Here is a 19,085-nt window from a genome sequence, read left to right on the forward strand (position 1 = left end):
GTGGCTCGTTTTCGCTGTGAATTGCAGGTGAGGGCGTCAGGCCGCCCGTTCCACCAGGGCGGCGGGGGGCTCGTCGTCCATCTCGAAGGCCAGCGGGAAGGGCGCGTGGCCGGCCAGCCGGAACCAGCGGACCTTGCGGTGTTCGCGCAGCCGTCGGGCGGCGCCCACGGCGTCGTTGTGGAAGCGGCGCGCCATCGGGACCCGGCGCACGGCCTCGGCCAGCTCGTGGACCGCGTCCTCGCCGCCCGGGGCCTCGCGCAGGGCCTCCACCTGGGCGGGCTCCCCGAACACCGCCCGCAGGGCCTGGCTCAGTTCGCTCTCGGCGACCTCCCGCTGCTCCTCCTCGGCCTGCCGGGCGGCGTGCGCGGCCTCGTACAGCACGATCGAGGCGGCCGGGTCCAGCACGCCCGAGGTGGCGAGTTCCTGGGCCACGGAGGCGCGGCGCAGCAGCTGGGCGTCGAGCGCGGCGCGGGCGGCGTCCATCCGGACGTGCAGCCGGTCCAGGCGTCCTGCGGTCCAGCTCAGGTAGACGCCGATCGCGAGGAGGGCGACGAGGATCCAGATGAGGGTTGCGGTCACGCGGGAAGGCTATCGGCACCCCTTCGGCGCACCGAAAACGCGACAGGGGACCCCGGACAGAACACCTAGTCCCGCGCCAGCCCGAAGCGTGCCCGCAGGCCCGTCGCCCGCTCGTCCGCCGCGACGGCCGTCGTGCCGTCCGTGACCGTCTCGTAGACCGAGAGGATGTCCGCGCCGACCGTGGACCAGTCGAAGCGCCGTACGTGGGCGCTGCCGCGGTCCCGCAGCGCGGCCCGGCGTTCCGGGTCGGCCAGGAGCCGTACGGCGGCTTCGGCGAGCGCGTCGGCGTCCTCGTTGGCGAAGATCTCGCCCGCCCGGCCCTGGTCCAGGACCTGGACGAAGGCGTCGAGGTCGGAGGCGAGCACGGGGGCGCCCGCGGACATGGCCTCGACCAGGATGATGCCGAAGCTCTCGCCGCCGGTGTTGGGCGCCACGTACACGTCGACGCTGCGCAGCAGGCGGGCCTTGTCCTCGTCGCTGATCATGCCGAGGAACTCCACCCGGGAGCGCAGCGGCGCCGGCAGGTTCTCGACCGCGGCCTCCTCGTCGCCGCGGCCCGCGACCAGCAGCCGTGCGGTGGGCCGGGCCGCCAGGATCCGCGGCAGGGCCCGCATCAGCACGGGCAGGCCCTTGCGGGGCTCGTCGATGCGGCCGATGAAGCCGATCGTCTCCCCCTGCCACTCGGCCCTGGGCTCGGCCTTGGCGAAGAAGTCGACGTCCACGCCGTTGGGGATCACCACCGCGTCCCCGCCCAGGTGCTCGACCAGCGTGCGCCGGGCGTACTCGCTGACCGCGATCCGGGCGCTGATCTTCTCCAGGGCGGCCTGGAGGATCGAGTAGGCGGCGATCATCGCCCGCGAGCGCGGGTTGGAGGTGTGGAAGGTGGCCACGATGGGCCCCTGCGCCGCCCAGCAGGTGAGCAGGCCGAGCGAGGGCGAGGTCGGCTCGTGGATGTGGACCACGTCGAAGGCGCCGTCGTGCAGCCAGCGCCGTACCCGGGCGGCCGACAGGAAGCCGAAGTTCAGCCGGGCCACCGAGCCGTTGTACGGCACCGGGACCGCGCGGCCCGCCGAGACGACGTACGGCGGCAGCGGGGTGTCGTCGTCGGCCGGGGCGAGCACGGAGACCTCGTGGCCGAGGCGGCGGAAGTACTCGGCGAGGTCGCGGATGTGGAACTGGACGCCACCGGGCACGTCCCAGGAGTACGGGCAGACGATCCCGATTCTCACGAGGGTCCCTTCACGGGGTCGAGGTCGGCGAGCCACAGCCGCTGGAGCATGTGCCAGTCCTCCGGGTGCTCGGCGATCCCGGTGGCGAAGGCGTCGGCCAGGGCCTGTGTCATGACGGACGCCTTCTCGGCCCGGGTGCCTGACTCGGGCACCTCGATCGGCGGATGGACCCGGCCCCGCATGACGGGCGAGCCGTCGTACCAGAGGGTGACCGGCAGCAGCAGGGCGCCGGTGTGCTGGGCGAGCAGGGCGGGGCCCGCGGGCATCCGCGCCTTCTCGCCGAAGAAGTCGACCTCGACGCCGGAGGAGGACAGGTCGCGGTCGGCGACCAGGCACACCAGGCCGCCGTCGCGCAGCCGCCGGGCCAGGGTGCCGAAGGCCGAGCCGCCGCTGTGCGGCAGCACCTCCATGCCGAGGCCCTCGCGGTAGGCGACGAAGCGGTCGTAGAGCGTCTCGGGCTTGAGGCGTTCGGCGACCGTGGTGAACGGGGTGCGCAGCTCGGTGGTGACCCAGGCGCCGGCCAGGTCCCAGTTGGCCAGGTGCGGCAGGGCGAGGATCACGCCCTTGCCGGCGTCGAGGCCCCCGGTCAGGTGGTGCACGTCCTTGGGGTCGAAGCCCGCCCTGATCCGCTCGGGGCTCCAGGCGGGCAGCCGGAAGGACTCCATCCAGTAGCGCAGGTAGGAGCGCATGCCCTTGCGGGAGAGTTCCGCGAGGCGCTCGGGGGTGGCGCCGGGCACCACGCGCGCGTAGTTCGCCTCCAGGCGCAGCACGCCCTTGCCGCGCTTCTTCCAGGCGAGGTCGGCGATGGTCCGCCCGAGGCGCTGCGCGACGGGCTCGGGGAGCCTCTTGACGGTGCTCCAGCCCGCGCCGTACAGCGCGTCGCTGAGCCGGTCCGGGACGCTCACTTCGCCGCCCCGCTCGGGTCCTGCGCGGCCGCCTCCGCCTCGGCGGACTCGCGGCGCACGGTGACGACCCGCTGGATCAGCGTGACCAGGCTGCCCGCGGCCACGATCCACAGGGCGATCGGCAGCAGCCACTGGATGCCCGGCACACCGAACTTGTGCAGACCCGCGAAACCGGCCGCGACCAGCGAGATCACCAGCCGCTCGGCGCGCTCGACCAGCCCGTTGACGGCGACCGGGAGCCCGATCGACTCGCCGCGCGCCTTGGTGTACGACACCACCTGCCCGCTGGCCAGGCAGAAGATCGAGACCGCGCACAGCATGTTGTCGTCGCCCCGGCCCGCGTACCAGAGGGCGAAGCCGCCGAAGATCGCGCCGTCGGCGACCCGGTCCAGGGTGGAGTCCAGGAAGGCGCCCCAGCGGCTGGAGCGGCCCAGCTGGCGGGCCATGTTGCCGTCGACCAGGTCGGAGAAGACGAACAAGGTGATCACGACCGTGCCCCAGAAGAACTCGCCCCGGGGGTAGAAGACCAGCGCGCCCGCCACCACGCCCGCCGTGCCGATCAGCGTGACCGTGTCGGGGCTCACCCCCCGCCGGATGAGAAACGCGGCGAACGGTGTGAGGACACGCGTGAAGAATGCACGCGCGTACTTGTTCAGCATGGCCTTCCCGACGGTCGGTGTCGCCGCGGCCCTGGTGACCGCCGGCTGGCCCATCGTAGCCACGCGCGCGTACCCGTGACGGGCGGGCACCCACGGCCCGTACGCCGAGGTGGTGCGCCGGGCGCGCGCGGACCGGCCCGGGACCGGCCCGTACGAGCCCGCGCGGGGTGCCGGCGGCGGGATCGGGTCCGTCGTATGGACGCGGCGTGACGGGAGTGGAAAGCTCGAATAACCGCGGGCGTCGCCGAAGCCGCCGCAGCACGCGGTTCGCGTGTCCGCGCCCCGATGACCTCACCGTGCACGGGAGGCAGGATCATGGGCGACAAGACTCAGACACATCCCGGGGCCGCCGGCAGGGCTCTGACGGCCGACCAACCCGCGTCCATACGGAATGTGGTGCTGGTCGGCCACTCCGGATCGGGCAAGACGACCCTGGTGGAGGCCCTCGCGCTGACCGCCGGGGCGGTGAACCGGGCGGGCCGCGTGGAGGACGGCGGCTCCGTCTCCGACTACGACGAGATCGAGCACCGGCAGCAGCGCTCCGTGCAGCTGTCCGTGGTGCCGGTCGCCTGGGACGGCATCAAGATCAACGTTCTGGACACCCCCGGGTACGCCGACTTCGTCGGGGAGCTGCGGGCCGGTCTGCGCGCCGCGGACGCGGCCCTCTTCGTCGTCTCGGCCTCCGACGGGGTCGACGGCTCCACCCGCATGGTCTGGGAGGAGTGCGCGGCCGTCGGGATGCCCCGGGCGATCGTGATCACGCACCTGGAGGCGGCCCGCGCGGACTTCGAGGAGATGACCCGGATCTGCGCGCAGGCATTCGGCGGCGACGACCCGGACGCCGTGCTGCCCCTGTACCTCCCGCTGCGCGGCCCCGAGGGCCCCGACGGGCACGCGCCCGTGACCGGCCTGGTGGGACTGCTCACCCGCAAGCTGTTCGACTACTCGTCCGGCGAGCGCAAGGAGTCCGAGCCCGGCCCGGACCAGCTGCCGGACCTGGACGAGGCCCGGGGCCGGCTCATCGAGGGGATCATCGCCGAGAGCGAGGACGAGACCCTGATGGACCGCTACCTCGGCGGCGAACAGGTCGAGGTCAAGACCCTGATCCAGGACCTGGAGCGGGCCGTGGCGCGCGGCAGCTTCTTCCCGGTGCTGGCGGCCGCCCCCGCCGCGGAGGGCGCACGGCAGGGCCTCGGCACCGTGGAACTGCTCGACCTGATCACGGGCGGCTTCCCGACCCCCTTCGAGCACCCGGTGCCCGGCGTGACCACCGTCGACGGCCGGCCGCGCGAGCTGAAGCCGTGCGACACCGGCGGGCCGCTGGCCGCCGAGGTCGTCAAGACCGCCTCCGACCCCTACGTCGGCCGTATCTCCCTGGTCCGCGTCTTCTCCGGCACGCTGCGCCCCGACCAGGCGGTGCACGTCTCCGGGCACGGCCTGACCGACCGGGGCCACGAGGACCACGACGTGGACGAGAAGATCGGCGCCCTGTCGATGCCCTTCGGCAAACAGCAGCGGCCGGTCGCCCAGGCCGTCGCCGGCGATCTGGTGTGCGTGGCCAAGCTCGCCCGCGCCGAGACCGGGGACACCCTCTCCGCCAAGGACGACCCGCTGCTGATGGAGCCCTGGCAGATGCCGGACCCGCTGCTCCCCATCGCCATCCAGGCGCACAGCAAGGCCGACGAGGACAAGCTCTCGCAGGGACTGTCCCGGCTGGCCGCCGAGGACCCGACGATGCGCCTGGAGCAGAACCAGGACACCCACCAGGTGGTGCTGTGGTGCCTGGGCGAGGCGCACGCGGACGTCGCGCTGGAACGGCTGCGCGGCCGCTACGGCGTCCAGGTGGACGTCGTACCGCACAAGGTCTCCCTCCGGGAGACGTTCGCGAACAAGGCCACCGGGCGCGGCCGGCATGTCAAGCAGTCCGGCGGGCACGGCCAGTACGCCATCTGCGAGATCGAGGTCGAACCGCTGCCCGGCGGCTCGGGCATCGAGTTCGTGGACAAGGTGGTCGGCGGGGCGGTGCCGCGCCAGTTCATCCCGTCCGTCGAGAAGGGCGTCCGCGCCCAGGCCGCCAGGGGCGTCGCCGCCGGGCATCCGCTCGTCGACGTACGGGTGACGCTGCTCGACGGCAAGGCGCACTCGGTGGACTCCTCCGACGCCGCCTTCCAGACCGCGGGCGCGCTCGCCCTGCGCGAGGCCGCCGCGGACGCCAGGATCCATCTGCTGGAGCCGGTCGCCGAGGTGAGCGTCCTGGTCAACGACGACTACGTGGGCGCCGTGATGAGCGACCTGTCGGGCCGCCGCGGCCGGCTGCTCGGCACCGAACAGGTGGGCTCCGGACGCACGTTGATCCGGGCCGAGGTCCCCGAGTTCGAGATCGGCCGCTACGCCGTCGACCTGCGCTCGCTCTCCCACGGCACGGCCCGCTTCGACCGGGCGTACGCACGGCACGAGCCGATGCCGCCGCAGATCGCCGAACGCATCCGCGAACAGGCCGGGGACGACGTCTGACCGAAGGGCCGGCGGGCGGGCGGCTTCGGCCGTCTGCCCTCCGCGAGCCGGTGGCGGCGGATACGCTGATCACCTGGGCACCCCGCGCGCCCGCCGTCCGGTTTCGGTACGACGACGGGCCCAACAGGTGTGCGGAGCAGGGAAGTCGGGAAGGCCGCAGAAGCGACACCGGCGGCGATGGGGGCGGGAATGTCGTTTGGAACGGAGTGGGACGGGCCCCAGGTGCCCGTCTCCGGCGACGGCCAGCAGGCGGCGACGGCCGCGCTGGCCTCCGCGGCCTACCGGGACGACCCGGTCGACAAGATCAAGGACGCCGACAACGAGTGGCACCAGTCCACCGTCAAGCCCGGCAGGATCAAACTGTTCAAGCCCAACCTCGGCGAGGCGTACGCGCGCGCCGTCGCGGACCGCATGCTCGGCGCCGGCCGCAAACCGCTCATCCAGTCCTTCGGCTCCGAGCCGCAGTTCGTGGTCGAGCACTGCCTGGCGGCCAACAACATCCGCCGCGAGCGCGACCACCGGCTGACCCTGGTGACGGTCCTGTGCGGCCTGGTCTTCCTGCCGGGGCTGATCGCCTGGCTGCTCGTCTTCCAGCTGCGCTCGTTCGTCGCCAAGCGCGACGACAAGCGGGCCGGGACCCTGGCCACCATGCTGCTCCTCGGCGTCGGCGTGCTGGCCGTGCTGTTCCTGGTCAAGATGCCGTTCAGCGGCTTCTGGGGGTGGTACGCGCGGGCGGCCGTGGTGCTGCCGGCCGTCGGCTGGTACCTGGCCAAGCAGATCTGCGAGCGCACCGCCAAGGACCTGCGGGCCCGCTGGGACGGCCTGCTGTCGGGCAGCAACGTCGGCATCAAGGTGCCCGAGGCGGTGCCGCGCGGCCCGGACCAGACCGCGGCCGACGCGCTGCGCGAGTCCCTGGCCCGGCTCACCGCCGAACAGCAGTCCAACTCGGTCTTCTACGCGGGCCCCAAGGGGATACTCGGCATGGGCACCCGCTGGGGCGCCTGGCAGCTCGCCGAGGACCTGGTGTCCGCCGATCCCGGCCGCGAGATCCACCCGTTCCGCAGCTGGGACGTCATCCGCGCGATCCATGACCAGCTGGCCCTGCTGGAGCGCGGCCCGCTGAACACCGGGGGCTTCCCCAAGCCGTCGGTCAAGCACTGGATCGTCACCCCGATCGCGGAGAAGGCGGGGGCGGTGTCCCGGCCGGAGGGCACCGACGTGGAAGCCTTCCAGGTCAAGCCGCACGCCATACAGGAGATCTGCAACAAGCAGCAGTTCGGCAAGGGCGACCGGCACTACCTGGGCGTGCAGTGGACGCTGTGGGACGGCCAGCTGGTGCTCACCATGATGATCACGGTGACCGTGCTGCACGAGACGCTGCGCATCGAGGTCACCGGGCATGCGCTCGGCCCGGTCAACGGGCTGTTCTGGGGCAAGCCGGAGGCACCGACCAAGGAGGTCGCCAAAACCTTCAAGCCCTGGGAGACCCGCAAGATCAACCTGCCGCTGATGACCACCGACGAGGTCGTACGGCTCGCCGTGCGCGCCCCGCTGGCCTGGTACCCGCCGCTGCTCAACTGGCTCGGCGGCTCCCTCGGCCTGCCCGAGCCGTTCGGGCTGCGGCACGCCTGGGCCGACCAGCCGTGGCGGCACCGCTTCATGGCCGACGACGCGCTGCGGGCGGCCACCCCGGTGCTGCGGGTCGTGCACTCGGCCGCGATCAAGGTCCTCAAGGAGCACGGCGTCGACACGGAGAAGTTCGGCAACCGGTCGTCGTTCCTCAGCGGCCAGGTCCAGGACCCGTCACCGCGGAAGGCGGACCTGTACGACGCGTAGCGCGTCCGGGACACGAAGAGGGCGCCCCCTCGGGAAAGGGGGCGCCCTCGGCGCTTTTGGTGTTACGCCGGCCAGGCCTCCGCCAGCATCTTGCGGGTGTCGGCCAGGAGCTGCGGAAGCACCTTGGTGTGGCCGACCACCGGCATGAAGTTGGTGTCGCCGCCCCAGCGGGGCACGACGTGCTGGTGCAGGTGGGCGGCGATGCCCGCGCCCGCCACCGTGCCCTGGTTCATGCCGATGTTGAAGCCGTGCGCCCCGGACGCGGTGCGCAGGGCGGTCATCGCCTGCTTGGTCAGCTCGGCCAGCTCGGCGGTCTCCGGCCCGGTGAGGTCCGTGTAGTCGGCCACGTGCCGGTAGGGCACGGTCATCAGATGGCCGCCGTTGTACGGATACAGGTTGAGGACGGCGTAGACATGCTCGCCACGGCGGATGATCAGCCCGTCCTCGTCGGACTTGGCCGGGATCGAGCAGAAGGGGCAGCCGTCCTCGGCCCCCGGGCCGCTCGGCTTGTTCTCGCCCTGGATGTAGGCCATCCGATGAGGCGTCCACAGGCGCTGGAACGCGTCCTGCGTCCCCACGCCGATCTGCTGCTCCGGCTCACTCGTCATGCCATGCAGCATATGGCGTAAGACCCCCTCGCAGACCAGGGCCCCCGGGGACGGAAATCCGCCGGGGGCCGATCTCGGGCAGGGTCAGACCTGGGCCCGCTCCGCCACGATCTTGGCGATCTTGGCGATGGCCTCGTCGACCGGGATGCCGTTCTCCTGCGAGCCGTCGCGGTAGCGGAAGGACACCGAGCCGTTCGACATGTCCTCGTCGCCCGCGATGACCATGAAGGGCACCTTCTGCTTCTGCGCGTTGCGGATCTTCTTCTGCATGCGGTCCGAGGAGGAGTCCACCTCGACGCGCAGGCCCTGCCTGCGGGCCGCCGCCGCGAACTTCTCCAGGTACTCCACGTGCGCGTCGCCCACCGGGATGCCGACCGCCTGCACCGGGGCCAGCCACGCAGGGAACGCGCCCGCGTAGTGCTCCAGGAGCACGGCGAAGAAGCGCTCGATGGAGCCGAACAGCGCGCGGTGGATCATGACCGGACGCTGCTTGGAGCCGTCGGAGCCGGTGAACTCCAGGTTGAACCGCTCGGGCAGGTTGAAGTCGAGCTGGATGGTCGACATCTGCCAGGTGCGGCCGATGGCGTCCTTGGCCTGGACCGAGATCTTCGGGCCGTAGAACGCGGCGCCGCCCGGGTCGGGAACCAGGGGCAGGCCCTGCTTCTCGGCGACCTGGCGCAGGGTCTCGGTCGCCTCCTCCCAGACCTCGTCGGAGCCGACGAACTTCTCCGGGTCCTTGGTGGACAGCTCCAGGTAGAAGTCGGTCAGGCCGTAGTCCCGCAGCAGGCCGAGGACGAAGGTGAGCGTCTTGTCCAGCTCCTCGGACATCTGCTCACGGGTGCAGTAGATGTGCGCGTCGTCCTGCGTGAAGCCGCGGGCACGGGTCAGGCCGTGCACGACGCCCGACTTCTCGTACCGGTACACGGTCCCGAACTCGAAGAGGCGCAGCGGCAGTTCGCGGTAGGAGCGGCCGCGCGCGTCGAAGATCAGGTTGTGCATCGGGCAGTTCATGGGCTTGAGGTAGTAGTCCACGCCCTCGTCGAGCTGCATGGGCGGGTACATGCCGTCGGCGTACCAGTCCAGGTGGCCCGAGGTCTCGAAGAGCTTCCCCTTCGTCGCGTGCGGGGTGTAGACGAACTCGTAGCCCTCTTCCTCGTGGCGGCGCCGCGAGTAGTCCTCCATGGTGCGGCGGATGATGCCGCCCTTGGGGTGGAAGACGGCCAGGCCCGAGCCGATCTGCTCGGGGATGGAGAAGAGGTCGAGCTCGGCGCCGAGCTTGCGGTGGTCGCGCTTCTCGGCCTCGGCGAGGAACTCCAGGTACGCCTTCAGCTCGTCCTTGGACGGCCAGGCGGTGCCGTAGATGCGCTGGAGCATCGGGTTCTTCTCGCTGCCGCGCCAGTAGGCGGCCGCGTTGCGCATCAGCTTGAACGCCGGGATGAGGCGGGTGGAGGGCAGGTGGGGACCGCGGCAGAGGTCCTTCCAGCACAGCTCGCCGGTCTTGGCGTCCAGGTTGTCGTAGATCGTCAGCTCGCCGGCGCCGACCTCGACGTCCGCGCCGTCGTCGTGCGACGCGGAGCCCTTGAGGCCGATCAGCTCCAGCTTGTACGGCTCGTCCGCCAGCTCCTCGCGGGCGGCCTCGTCGGTGACGACGCGGCGGGCGAACTTCTGCCCGCGCTTCTGGATCTCCTGCATCTTCTTCTCGATGGCCTTGAGATCCTCGGGCGTGAACGGCTTCTCGACGTCGAAGTCGTAGTAGAAGCCGTCCTTGACCGGCGGGCCGATGCCCAGCTTGGCCTCGGGGAACAGTTCCTGCACGGCCTGCGCCATGACGTGCGCGGTGGAGTGGCGCAGGATGTTCAGGCCGTCCTCGGAGGCGATCTCGACGGCCTCGACCTCGTCGCCGTCGGCCGGCTCGTACGCGAGGTCCTTCAGCTCGCCGCCCACGCGCGCGGCGATGACCGAGCGCTCGCCCGCGAAGAGGTCGGCGGCCGTAGTGCCCGTCGTCACCACGCGTTCTTCCCGCTCCGAATCGCGTTGGATGATCACACGGACGTCTGACACCGGTCTCTCCTGACTGAAGGTGGGTGCGGCGCCATACCAGGAGCGCGCGCACAGGCGATCGTACCGACCCGAGGGCACCGACCGCGAAACGATTACCCTCGGTCCCCGGCCGCTCACGCCTCCCCGCAGGCCTCCCCGAAGAAGTCCAGGTGCTCCTGGAGGGACTTCATCAGCCGGTCCCGCTCGGCCTCGTCCACCTGCACGGGTACGACCCCGGCGGCGCCGGTGAGCCGGCGGAAGCCGCCGCGCCGCTCCAGCCGGCCGTGCACGCGCACCGGGAGGCCGACGAGGTGGGCGTGGCCGGCGATGCGGTAGTCCTCCTCGTCCAGGGTGACGCGGACGTGCGGCACCTCGGCGCCCGCGAGCACGCGCAGCCGTACGGTGCCCTCGCCGCGGGGGCCCGAGCGGCGCATGCGCACGACCGCTCCGGTGATCCGCACCGGCACGGAGGGTTCCGCGTGCAGATAGCGGGCCGCGGCCTCCCGCAGCACGGGCAGGTCGCCGGGGGAGAACTCGACGGGCTCGGCGCCGGGGGCGCAGCCGTCGGGGACGCCGGCGGCGGGCGCCCAGGCGACGGCGACCCTGGCCCCCTCGGTGCCCCGCACCAGCGCGCCGAGCGCCTCGGTCAGCTCGCGACTGACGCCGGCCTCGACGGCGCCGTCGAAGGCGTCCATGCCGCCGGTGGCCCGCCGGTAGTCGATGGCCTCGCGGGCGGCGTGCAGCGCCTGGTGGAGGCGGACGGCGAGGGGGCGGGCGGCGGACACGGGCGCGAAGGCGGTCAGCCGGCCGTCCGCGGCGGCGGGTCCGACGAGCACGCCGTCCAGGAGCGCGGTGGCGGCGCGGCGGTGGCGGGCGCCGTGGTATCCGGTCCGCGCACGGGTGGCGAGCGCGGCTGCGAGCAGCAACTGCCGCCCAGCGCCGCGCAGTTGTTCCTCGCGGCCCCAGGAGGCGGCGCCTACCGGGCCACTCGGGGCGTCGCGCCACCAGCGGATCTCGTCGCTGGGTACGGCGAGGCAGATCAGCACCTCGCGGGCGGCGGGGGTGTCGCTGCGGGCGAGGGCGTCCAGGGCCTCGGCGAGGAGGTCGTCGCTGTCGGGAAAGGCGCGGCTCTCGGGCACCAACAGGCTGGTGGCGCCGCCCTCGCCGGGCGGGGTCCAGCGGCCGTAGCGTCCGGCGGCCCCGCCGCGCCGCCGCCAGCCGTGCCGGCGCAGCAGGACGCCGAGCACCGCGGGGTCGACGTCGGCGGCGTCCGGCGGGCGGTGCCACGGGAGGGCGCCGGGGTACGCCCGCTGCGGCACCGGCTCCTCGTGGGGACGGATCCTCATGGTCTGCCTCCCGTCCCGACGCGGGTCATGATCTCGCACAGCGCCCGGTCGTCGAAGATGCGTGTGGTCGGTATCCGCACGGTGGTCCGGTGCCGGCCGGTGATGGGGTGGCCGGCCAGGTTGACCCAGTAGCAGCAGTGCCGCAGGTCGAGCCGGTCGTGGCCGGCGCGCAGCCAGTCGCCCTGGGCGCGCGGGACCAGCATCACGACGAGGATCTTGTGCACCGAGACGGGTGTGCGGGCGAGCTTGCGCAGATGGTCGTTGTCCAGGGTGAAGGAGAAGGTGCGGCCCGGGGGGTGCGGCGGTATCTGGTACGTGGCCTTCAACTGGACCTTGATGGTGACCTCGTCGTCGACGGTGTGGCCCGGCGCGCTGTGGCTGACGTGCCAGTCGATGCCGTTGTCCGGGAAGGGCTGGGACAGCGAGCAGCCGGCCGCGGCGGCGACCGCGTGCAGGTAGCCGACCTGGAGCGTCTCCATGCAGGCGGTGGTGGCGAGCGTGCCGCGGACGGTGTCCGTGTCCTCGGGCAGCAGCCCGCCCCGCTCGGGCTGCAGAGTGGCCATGACCAACAGCCTCCCAAGCCAAGGGTTTCCCCGCTGCGGGCTGCTGAACTGCAAAGACCCGTACTCCTGTTGTCTCCTCACGGCGTACGGCGCAAACGGCCCGGGTATCACCAAACAGGCAGAAGACGGGACGTCATCTGCCGTGGGTGAGCGAGGAGTTGGGTTGGCATGACGTACTGGTACGAGGGGCCGCTGGCCGCCTTCGACACGGAGACCACGGGTGTGGACGTCGAGACCGACCGGATCGTGTCGGCCGCCGTCGTCGTCCAGGACGCGCCGGAGACCCTGCCGCGGGTCTCGCGCTGGCTGGTGAACCCGGGGGTGCCGGTGCCGGCCGAGGCGACGGCGGTGCACGGGCTGACGGAGGAGCACCTCCAGCGCGACGGGCGCTGGCCGGCGCCGGTGATGCTGGAGATAGCCGAGCAGTTGGCGGAGCACGCGGCGCGGGGGCGCCCGCTGGTGGTGATGAACGCGCCGTTCGATCTGACGCTGCTGGACCGGGAGTTGCGCCGGCACCGGGCGTCGTCGCTGGAGCGGTGGTTCCCTTCGGTGCCGCTGCGGGTGCTGGATCCGCGGGTGCTGGACAAGCACCTGGACCGCTACCGCAAGGGCCGCCGCACGCTGACGGACCTGTGCGCGCACTACGACGTGGCACTGGAGGGGGCGCACGACGCGGCGGCGGACGCGCTGGCCGCCCTGGAGGTCGTCCGCTCGCTGGGCCGCCGCTTCGCCGCCCGTCTCGAACGCCTCTCCCCCGCCGACCTGCACGCCCTCCAGGCCAACTGGCACGCCGCGCAGGCCCGCGGCCTCCAGTCCTGGTTCGCCCGCAACGGCTCGGACGAGACGGTCAACACGGAGTGGCCGCTGCGTCCGGAGATGCCGGCGGCGGCGTAGGGCCTTTCCTCAGGATCTTGTCGGCGGTCACGGGGTCACCACGAGCCGCCCCCGCCGCCGCCCGCGCCGCCGCCGACGTCCGAGGAGGAGCCGCCGCCCGAACCGCCGCCGGAGCCACCGCCGCTGGACGGGGATGCGGCGGAGGCCACCGTGGCCGTGACGAGGGCGACGGCGAGGGCCGGGCCCAGGCGAGGGGTGCGGGAGGAGGGCGTGCGGGTGGGGACCGCGGAGGTCTCCATGGCGTGGCGCCAGGTGGTGGCGAGGTCCAGGGCGACGGCCCAGGCGGTGCAGTGGCGTACCTGGTCGTCGTCGAGGGGCTGCGTGCCGGGGAACGCGGCCGGGTCGGCGAGGTAGCGCCGGAACGCCTCGACCCGCCGCAACCGGGCGCTGCCCTCGGAGGTGCGCCGCTGGAGTTCCCAGGCGCGCCGGGCCAGGGCGAGGCCGGCCCCGAAGACGACCGCGCCCACGACGAGCGCGGGGCCGCCCACCGGATGACGGCCGCCGCCGAGGGCCGCGCCCACCGCGGCGACGGCGAAGCCGAGCAGACACGCCGCGATGCCCGCGCGCCGTCCGGTGCGGGCCCGGCGCAGCAAGGCCGGGTCCCACAGACCGGAGTCGGCCTGCCACCGGGTCAGGTGGCCGGCCAGCGCCTCCCAGGCCGCCTGGAAGGACGGGTCGTACGCCCCCAGGACGATCTCTCGGCGCCCGGCGAAGACGCGCTGGAGGACGTCCGCGGTGACCGGGTCGTCCGAGCCGGCGTCCGGGTCGCGGCGGCGCAGCGTCGGCGCGTGTTCCTCGCCGTCGAGGACGAGGTGGCCGTCGGCGACGGCGCCGAGCAGCCAGGCGGTCCGGTGCCGGGCCTCGACCCGCTCGTCGGCCAACAGCCCGCCCTGGGCGGCGCTGAGGCCCGGCGGCGGTGTGGGGCCCGGTGTCGCCGACGGCTCGTCGATGTCCTGCGGTGCGGGCCGGTCGCGGCCGGCGAGGCGCAGCAGCCCGATCGTGGCCAGCGCGGTGGCGAGGGCGAGGCCGAGGGCGAGGAGGGCGTTCAGCAGCGGGTGCGTCACCGTGGTGCCGACGGCCTTCCCGGCGGGCGGCGCGGGCAGTTCGGCCGCGGCCCCGAAGGCGCCGTGTCCGTGTCCGGCGTAGAGGGTGACCCCTTCCTTTTCCTTCCCCTTGAGCCGGTCCAGCCTGACGGTCAGCTCCCCGGGGCCGGGGTGCCCCACCGCGCAGGCCCGCCCGGAGCCGTCGGTGCCGTGCACACAGCGCGGGGCGTCGAGCGGGTACGGGGTGACGACGTGGATCTCGACGCGGGACCGGTCGACCCGCCAGCCGGTGCCGACCGCGTCCCAGGCCAGCCTGCCGTTCTTCACGACGTCCTGGAGGGTGTACTGGACGCGGTAGCGGTGCACCCCGGTGACGGCCCGGTCCGGGTCGCCGACCTGGATGCGGGTGGCGGTCTCCCGCCCGCCGTCCGGCCGGGTGTAGTCGTCGCCCACCGTCAGTTCCCAGGGGACGCGGTGGCCGTCCATGGTGGCGGTGACGTGGGCCAGGTCCTCGTCGTAGGGCAGGTCCGGCAGGTCGCGGTAGATGCCGTGCCGTTCGGTGTGCGGGTAGCCGAAGTCGTAGTCGACGACCTCGGTGATCCGTGCGCTGCCGTCGGCGGCGATCCGCGCCCCGACCCACATCGTGGTGACGCGTTCGGTGTTGAAGGTGACCCTGGCCAGCGCCACGACGACGCCCAGCAGCAGCACGAGGAAGAAGATCCTGACCAGGCTCCGGATCCGCACCCCGCGCACGCGTGCGCCGGGTCTCGGTCCGTCTCCGCCCTGTTCCTTGCCCATGACGCCCCCCTGGCATCAGAAGAGCCGGTCCGCTGCTGCGGACCGGCTCTCTCCCGGTGGGCGATACTGGGTTCGAACCAGTGACCTCTTCGGTGTGAACGAAGCGCTCTCCCACTGAGCTAATCGCCCGGGAACGCACTGAACAATACAGGTCCCCACACCGATCCTTCAAACCGCTCGCAGCCGGCGCAGCAGTCCACGCCGTCCGGCCCGCATCATCAGGCGGTGGTTGGCGCGCAGGACCGCGCGGCCGGGTACGGCGAGACGCCGGAGCAGGGGCTTGCGGACGTCGACCTCCTGGTCGTAGACGGCGAGCGTCCCGGTGCCCGCGGCGGTGACCGTCCAGCGGGCCCAGCCCTCGATGTCGCCGCTCATGGTGATCTCCAGGATCCCGGCGGCCGGGTCGCGGCGCCTCTCGTGCGCGGTGAAGGTCATGGCGTACGGCAGTGCCGAGCGGATGGTGAAGATGCCGGTGGAGTCGTCGAGCCGGGTCACCGAGCGGACCTGGGGCCACCAGCGGGGGTAGTCCTCGGGCCGTGCCAGCGCGGCGTAGACGGCGGCCGGCGGGGCCGGCAGGCGCCACCGGCTGCGGAAGCGGTAGTGGTTCCAGTCCATCCACCGAGCCTGCCCCGTACGCGGTCGGCCGCTCATGCCCGTCCGCTGATTCCCGCTCAGAATACGTACCGGCCCCGAGCCTTGGGGCGGCGCGGAATTCCCCGCTCCCGGCGCGGCGGCCGGAAACTCAAGGGCTTTCCGGAAAGGCCGGACAGTTTCGGCCAGTTGTGCGCGACCGGAACTCCTCCCGCCGGATGACGGTTCGTCACGGATCGGGAATACGACGACGGCCCATCCGCTCTTTCGCGGATGGGCCGTCGGTCCGGGGTGGGCGATACTGGGTTCGAACCAGTGACCTCTTCGGTGTGAACGAAGCGCTCTCCCACTGAGCTAATCGCCCGGGCGCAGGAAGAACATTACCCCATGTCAGGGAGTACCTTCGACCAGCGGCCGTCCCGGGGGGCGGAGGGCGCGGCCACGCGGCTCACTGACGCCTGATCCGCCAGGGCGGCACGAGGCCGAAGCGCCACAGGTAGATCGCCCCCAGCACCACGACGATCACCGCTCCGACCACGGTCAGCGCGATGTTGCGGCGGCGCACCTCCGGCTGCAGGGCGCGCTGTGCCGCCTCGGTGACCTTGCGTTTGGTCCAGCGGAGCACGAGCTGGGCCCAGACGAACTCGGTCGCCCAGATCGCCATGCCGGCGAAGATCACCACCCAGCCGGGTCCGGGCAGCGCGAGCATGGCGAGGCCGGCGATCACCACCGCGAGACCGATCACGAAGACACCGGCCTGCCAGCCGCGGTGCAGCAGCCGGCGCGCCCTGATGAATTCCGGCGCGCGGGACCCGAGCCCTGGCTCGTCACTCCCCGTATTCATACCGACAACGCTACCCGAGTGATTCACATCACCGGAATGGCCGCAGATCCGGTACGAGTTCTCGGCCGGAAGAGTGTCGTAAACGCACGCAAAACCCTCAGAGGGGTTTACAACGGCACCGTAGGTGGCATGTCGATTTCGCCGACGTGCGAATCCCCGAGCGCACACTGAGCGAAAGGCCCTGGCGCTTATGAACACCACGGTCAGCTGCGAGCTGCACCTGCGCCTCGTTGTGTCGAGCGAGTCATCCCTGCCTGTCCCCGCAGGCCTGCGGTACGACACGGCCGACCCCTACGCCGTGCACGCCACCTTCCACACCGGAGCCGAGGAGACCGTCGAGTGGGTGTTCGCCCGCGACCTCCTCGCCGAGGGGCTGCACCGGCCCACCGGAACCGGAGACGTCCGCGTCTGGCCGTCCCGCAGCCATGGTCAGGGCGTTGTCTGCATCGCCCTGAGCTCCCCTGAGGGGGAGGCGCTGCTGGAGGCCCCCGCGCGGGCCCTGGAGTCCTTCCTGAAGCGAACCGACGCCGCCGTGCCGCCCGGCACGGAGCACCGGCACTTCGATCTGGATCAAGAGCTCTCGCACATCCTGGCGGAAAGCTAGCCCGCCGCCCTTCGAAGCAGCCCGGCGCCGTCCACTCGGGGAGACGGCGCGGGCCAGGACAACCGCATACGGCACGGGCCGGCGCCGTCACCGTGAGCGCTCACGGAACGGCGTCGGTCCGTCGGCGTGCCCTCCCAGGGTGCCGCCACGGCGGCTCGGGGCGGCTCGGGGCGGCTTCGGGGACCACCAGGGCCCATGGCGGGGACCGGGGGCCGGACGCGGCCCATGCGGCGGGCGCGTTGTCGCTACCATCGGCCAGCATCGGCGGGCCCACGCCCGACCCCCAGGCCAGGGAGCGAAACGTGCTGATCACCCATGACACCCGGTGCGCCCTCGACACCGTGGTCGACCTGGTGAACACCGCGCCGGAGGACGAGACGGCGGCGGACGGGCTGCCCGATCTCGCGGCCCTCGCGGATTTCGTACGAAACCACGAGATCAGCGAGGTCGGAGTGGTGTCGGCGGCCGACCTCTCGGCCGTGCGGGCGGTCCGGGCGCGGTTCGCGGCGATCTTCGCGGCCCCGGACGCCGGGAGCGCCGCCGGGCTGATCAACGAGCTGATCGCGGCGGCGGGCACCACCCCCCGGCTGACCGACCACGACGGCTACGACTGGCACGTCCACTACTTCGCCCCCGGCGCCTCCGTGGCCGACCACCTCGCCGCCGACTGCGGCATGGCCCTGGCCTTCTTCGTCGTGGCCGGCGAGGAGGAGCGCCTCCGCCGCTGCGAGGCCCCGGACTGCCGGCGCGCCTTCGTGGACCTCTCCCGCAACCGCTCCCGCCGCTACTGCGACAGCCGCACCTGCGGCAACCGTCTGCATGTGGCCGCGTACCGGGCGCGCCGCAAGGAGGCGACCGGCTGAGCCGTCCGGGCGCAAGGGCGCCGTCCGGGCCGGCGGTGGTCCGTGGGCGACGTCGGTCCCGGCGGGTGGCGCCGGGACGGACGTGTACGGCTCACAGCAACAGCAGGTCGTGCAGCGCAGCCATGAGGATCAGACACCCGATCACCGCAAGGAAGATCATCAGCGGTGGCTGGGAAAGGGCGAAGAGGCACCCGCGCGGCTCGTCCGGCTCGTCGGGCTCGTCCCTCGGCGGCGCGGCCTCGCTCTGTGTCGTATCCAGCATCTCGCGGCCGATGATGGCGTACGCGGGACCCCGTAAGCGATCAAGAATCACGATCTTGCGGGAGTTCGCCGAAACCCGCGATCTCTCGTCCGGCTCGCTTCGGCTGGTGAACGATTCCGGACGTCCGCGGACGCACTGTGACGCCCCGGCGAGTCATGTGACTGTCATATGCCGTGCTTCTTGAGGATCGCCTCGATGTCGCTGAAGTCGTCGCCGGACGCCGGGCGCTTCCCCTGGCGCCGGCCCTGGTCCAGGGCCGGAGCGGACGACGTGGGCGCCGTCGGTGCCGCGCCGCCCGTCCTGGTCCCCGCGGCGTCGGCCGGTGCCCCGCGGACCGCGCCGGTCCTGCGGCGCTCCACCGCGCGGGTGCCGGCGAACAGCAGCCAGGCCGCGGCCAGCACCCCGAAGCCGGCCCAGGCGGTGGGGCTGAAGGCGGTGTCCGCGAGCCAGCCCACGACGCCCGTCATCACCAGCCCGACCGGCACCAGCGCGTAGGCCGCGATGCGGGCCGCCGACAGGAAACGCCTGCGGTAGGCCGTGACCACCGCGATGCCCAGGCCCGCCGCGGACACGGCGGAGCAGACGGTCTCGGCAATCATCCGGTCCTCCTGGCGGGCTCGGGCGGGTGGCATGTCGGCATACGGGAGACGGCACCCCGGCAGGGCCGACGTGCGGTGCTTCGTCCCTTCCATCCTGCACCGCCCGGCCCACGCGAGGCCACGCCCCGGACCGGACATCAGGGAGATCTCCGGGTCGCCTCCTCCTCGGGTGCCTGCCGGTGGTGGCCGAGGTGCGGATCGGGGTGGCCGGGATCGGCCTGGAAGACTGGGCGCATGAGCGACTCCTCCCCCGTGCGCCCCGACGCCGTCGTCCTCGACGTCTGGTGTGAACTCCAGTGCCCCGACTG

18 protein-coding genes and 2 tRNA genes are annotated in these 19,085 nt (G+C 72.6%); 5 read left to right on the forward strand and 15 right to left on the reverse strand.

All coding sequences use genetic code 11. The annotated features are described in order from the left end of the window. Positions 1-36: 36 nt before the first annotated feature. The 4 genes from AB0927_RS17230 to pgsA all read right to left on the reverse strand — a co-directional run bounded on the left by AB0927_RS17230 (position 37) and on the right by pgsA (position 3,426). Positions 37-579: a hypothetical protein gene (locus tag AB0927_RS17230; RefSeq protein ID WP_366668418.1), complete on the reverse strand. Its 543-nt coding sequence runs from the start codon at positions 577-579 to the stop codon at positions 37-39. Positions 580-644: 65 nt separating this feature from the next. Next, on the reverse strand, positions 645-1,808 hold the full coding sequence (locus AB0927_RS17235; RefSeq protein WP_366668419.1) for a glycosyltransferase family 4 protein: 1,164 nt from the start codon (positions 1,806-1,808) through the stop codon (positions 645-647). Further along, positions 1,805-2,713: a phosphatidylinositol mannoside acyltransferase gene (locus AB0927_RS17240; RefSeq protein ID WP_366668420.1), complete on the reverse strand. Its 909-nt coding sequence runs from the start codon at positions 2,711-2,713 to the stop codon at positions 1,805-1,807. Before AB0927_RS17240 ends, AB0927_RS17235 begins: the two co-directional genes overlap by 4 nt. Continuing rightward, on the reverse strand, positions 2,710-3,426 hold the full coding sequence (gene pgsA, locus AB0927_RS17245; RefSeq protein WP_366668439.1) for a phosphatidylinositol phosphate synthase: 717 nt from the start codon (positions 3,424-3,426) through the stop codon (positions 2,710-2,712). Before pgsA ends, AB0927_RS17240 begins: the two co-directional genes overlap by 4 nt. Positions 3,427-3,687: 261 nt before the next feature. On the opposite strand from pgsA, the gene AB0927_RS17250 reads away from it, so the two are divergent. Both AB0927_RS17250 and AB0927_RS17255 read left to right on the forward strand, forming a co-directional pair. Beyond that, positions 3,688-5,886, forward strand: coding sequence for an elongation factor G-like protein EF-G2 (locus AB0927_RS17250; protein WP_366668421.1), 2,199 nt, complete (start codon positions 3,688-3,690; stop codon positions 5,884-5,886). Between the two features lie 189 nt (positions 5,887-6,075). Further along, a complete protein-coding gene (locus AB0927_RS17255; RefSeq protein WP_366668422.1) occupies positions 6,076-7,722 on the forward strand; it encodes a hypothetical protein in 1,647 nt (548 codons plus the stop codon). 62 nt (positions 7,723-7,784) lie between these two features. Here the strand turns inward: AB0927_RS17255 and AB0927_RS17260 are convergent, their stop codons facing one another. The 4 genes from AB0927_RS17260 to AB0927_RS17275 all read right to left on the reverse strand — a co-directional run bounded on the left by AB0927_RS17260 (position 7,785) and on the right by AB0927_RS17275 (position 12,279). Further along, a complete protein-coding gene (locus AB0927_RS17260; RefSeq protein WP_366668423.1) occupies positions 7,785-8,342 on the reverse strand; it encodes an HIT domain-containing protein in 558 nt (185 codons plus the stop codon). 72 nt (positions 8,343-8,414) lie between these two features. Further along, a complete protein-coding gene (gene thrS / locus AB0927_RS17265) occupies positions 8,415-10,391 on the reverse strand; it encodes a threonine--tRNA ligase (RefSeq protein ID WP_366668424.1) in 1,977 nt (658 codons plus the stop codon). Between the two features lie 113 nt (positions 10,392-10,504). Beyond that, positions 10,505-11,716 carry a hypothetical protein gene (locus AB0927_RS17270; protein ID WP_366668425.1) on the reverse strand — a complete coding sequence of 404 codons (1,212 nt, stop codon included), beginning with the start codon at positions 11,714-11,716 and terminating at the stop codon, positions 10,505-10,507. Continuing rightward, on the reverse strand, positions 11,713-12,279 hold the full coding sequence (locus AB0927_RS17275; RefSeq protein ID WP_366668426.1) for a DUF4365 domain-containing protein: 567 nt from the start codon (positions 12,277-12,279) through the stop codon (positions 11,713-11,715). The genes AB0927_RS17270 and AB0927_RS17275 overlap by 4 nt, the downstream gene beginning before the upstream one ends. Positions 12,280-12,447: 168 nt before the next feature. Between AB0927_RS17275 and AB0927_RS17280 the strand changes: the two genes are divergently transcribed. Continuing rightward, positions 12,448-13,173 carry a 3'-5' exonuclease gene (locus AB0927_RS17280; protein ID WP_366668427.1) on the forward strand — a complete coding sequence of 242 codons (726 nt, stop codon included), beginning with the start codon at positions 12,448-12,450 and terminating at the stop codon, positions 13,171-13,173. 35 nt (positions 13,174-13,208) lie between these two features. Here the strand turns inward: AB0927_RS17280 and AB0927_RS17285 are convergent, their stop codons facing one another. The 5 genes from AB0927_RS17285 to AB0927_RS17305 all read right to left on the reverse strand — a co-directional run bounded on the left by AB0927_RS17285 (position 13,209) and on the right by AB0927_RS17305 (position 16,449). Next, a complete protein-coding gene (locus tag AB0927_RS17285; RefSeq protein ID WP_366668428.1) occupies positions 13,209-15,014 on the reverse strand; it encodes a DUF2207 domain-containing protein in 1,806 nt (601 codons plus the stop codon). 57 nt (positions 15,015-15,071) lie between these two features. Next, positions 15,072-15,143, reverse strand: a tRNA-Val gene (locus AB0927_RS17290). A 39-nt stretch (positions 15,144-15,182) separates the two neighbouring features. Further along, a complete protein-coding gene (locus tag AB0927_RS17295; protein WP_366668429.1) occupies positions 15,183-15,629 on the reverse strand; it encodes an SRPBCC family protein in 447 nt (148 codons plus the stop codon). Positions 15,630-15,897: 268 nt separating this feature from the next. Then, positions 15,898-15,969, reverse strand: a tRNA-Val gene (locus tag AB0927_RS17300). Between the two features lie 84 nt (positions 15,970-16,053). Then, entirely contained in the window at positions 16,054-16,449 is a 396-nt protein-coding gene (locus AB0927_RS17305; RefSeq protein ID WP_366668430.1) for a TIGR02611 family protein, read from the reverse strand. A 190-nt stretch (positions 16,450-16,639) separates the two neighbouring features. Between AB0927_RS17305 and AB0927_RS17310 the strand changes: the two genes are divergently transcribed. After that, positions 16,640-17,053, forward strand: coding sequence for an SsgA family sporulation/cell division regulator (locus AB0927_RS17310; protein WP_004002642.1), 414 nt, complete (start codon positions 16,640-16,642; stop codon positions 17,051-17,053). Positions 17,054-17,355: 302 nt separating this feature from the next. Further along, positions 17,356-17,916 (forward strand): CGNR zinc finger domain-containing protein, encoded by a 561-nt coding sequence (locus tag AB0927_RS17315; protein ID WP_366668431.1) that lies wholly within the window; start codon positions 17,356-17,358, stop codon positions 17,914-17,916. A gap of 91 nt (positions 17,917-18,007) precedes the next feature. Here the strand turns inward: AB0927_RS17315 and AB0927_RS17320 are convergent, their stop codons facing one another. Together AB0927_RS17320 and AB0927_RS17325 are read right to left on the reverse strand one after the other, a co-directional pair. Continuing rightward, positions 18,008-18,178 (reverse strand): hypothetical protein, encoded by a 171-nt coding sequence (locus tag AB0927_RS17320; RefSeq protein ID WP_366668432.1) that lies wholly within the window; start codon positions 18,176-18,178, stop codon positions 18,008-18,010. Positions 18,179-18,342: 164 nt separating this feature from the next. Next, complete coding sequence (locus tag AB0927_RS17325; RefSeq protein WP_366668433.1) at positions 18,343-18,777, reverse strand: hypothetical protein; 435 nt, start codon at positions 18,775-18,777, stop codon at positions 18,343-18,345. Between the last annotated feature and the right edge of the window lie 308 nt (positions 18,778-19,085).

This window comes from Streptomyces sp. NPDC048106 (assembly GCF_040706415.1).
Classification (GTDB): Bacteria; Actinomycetota; Actinomycetes; order Streptomycetales; family Streptomycetaceae; genus Streptomyces.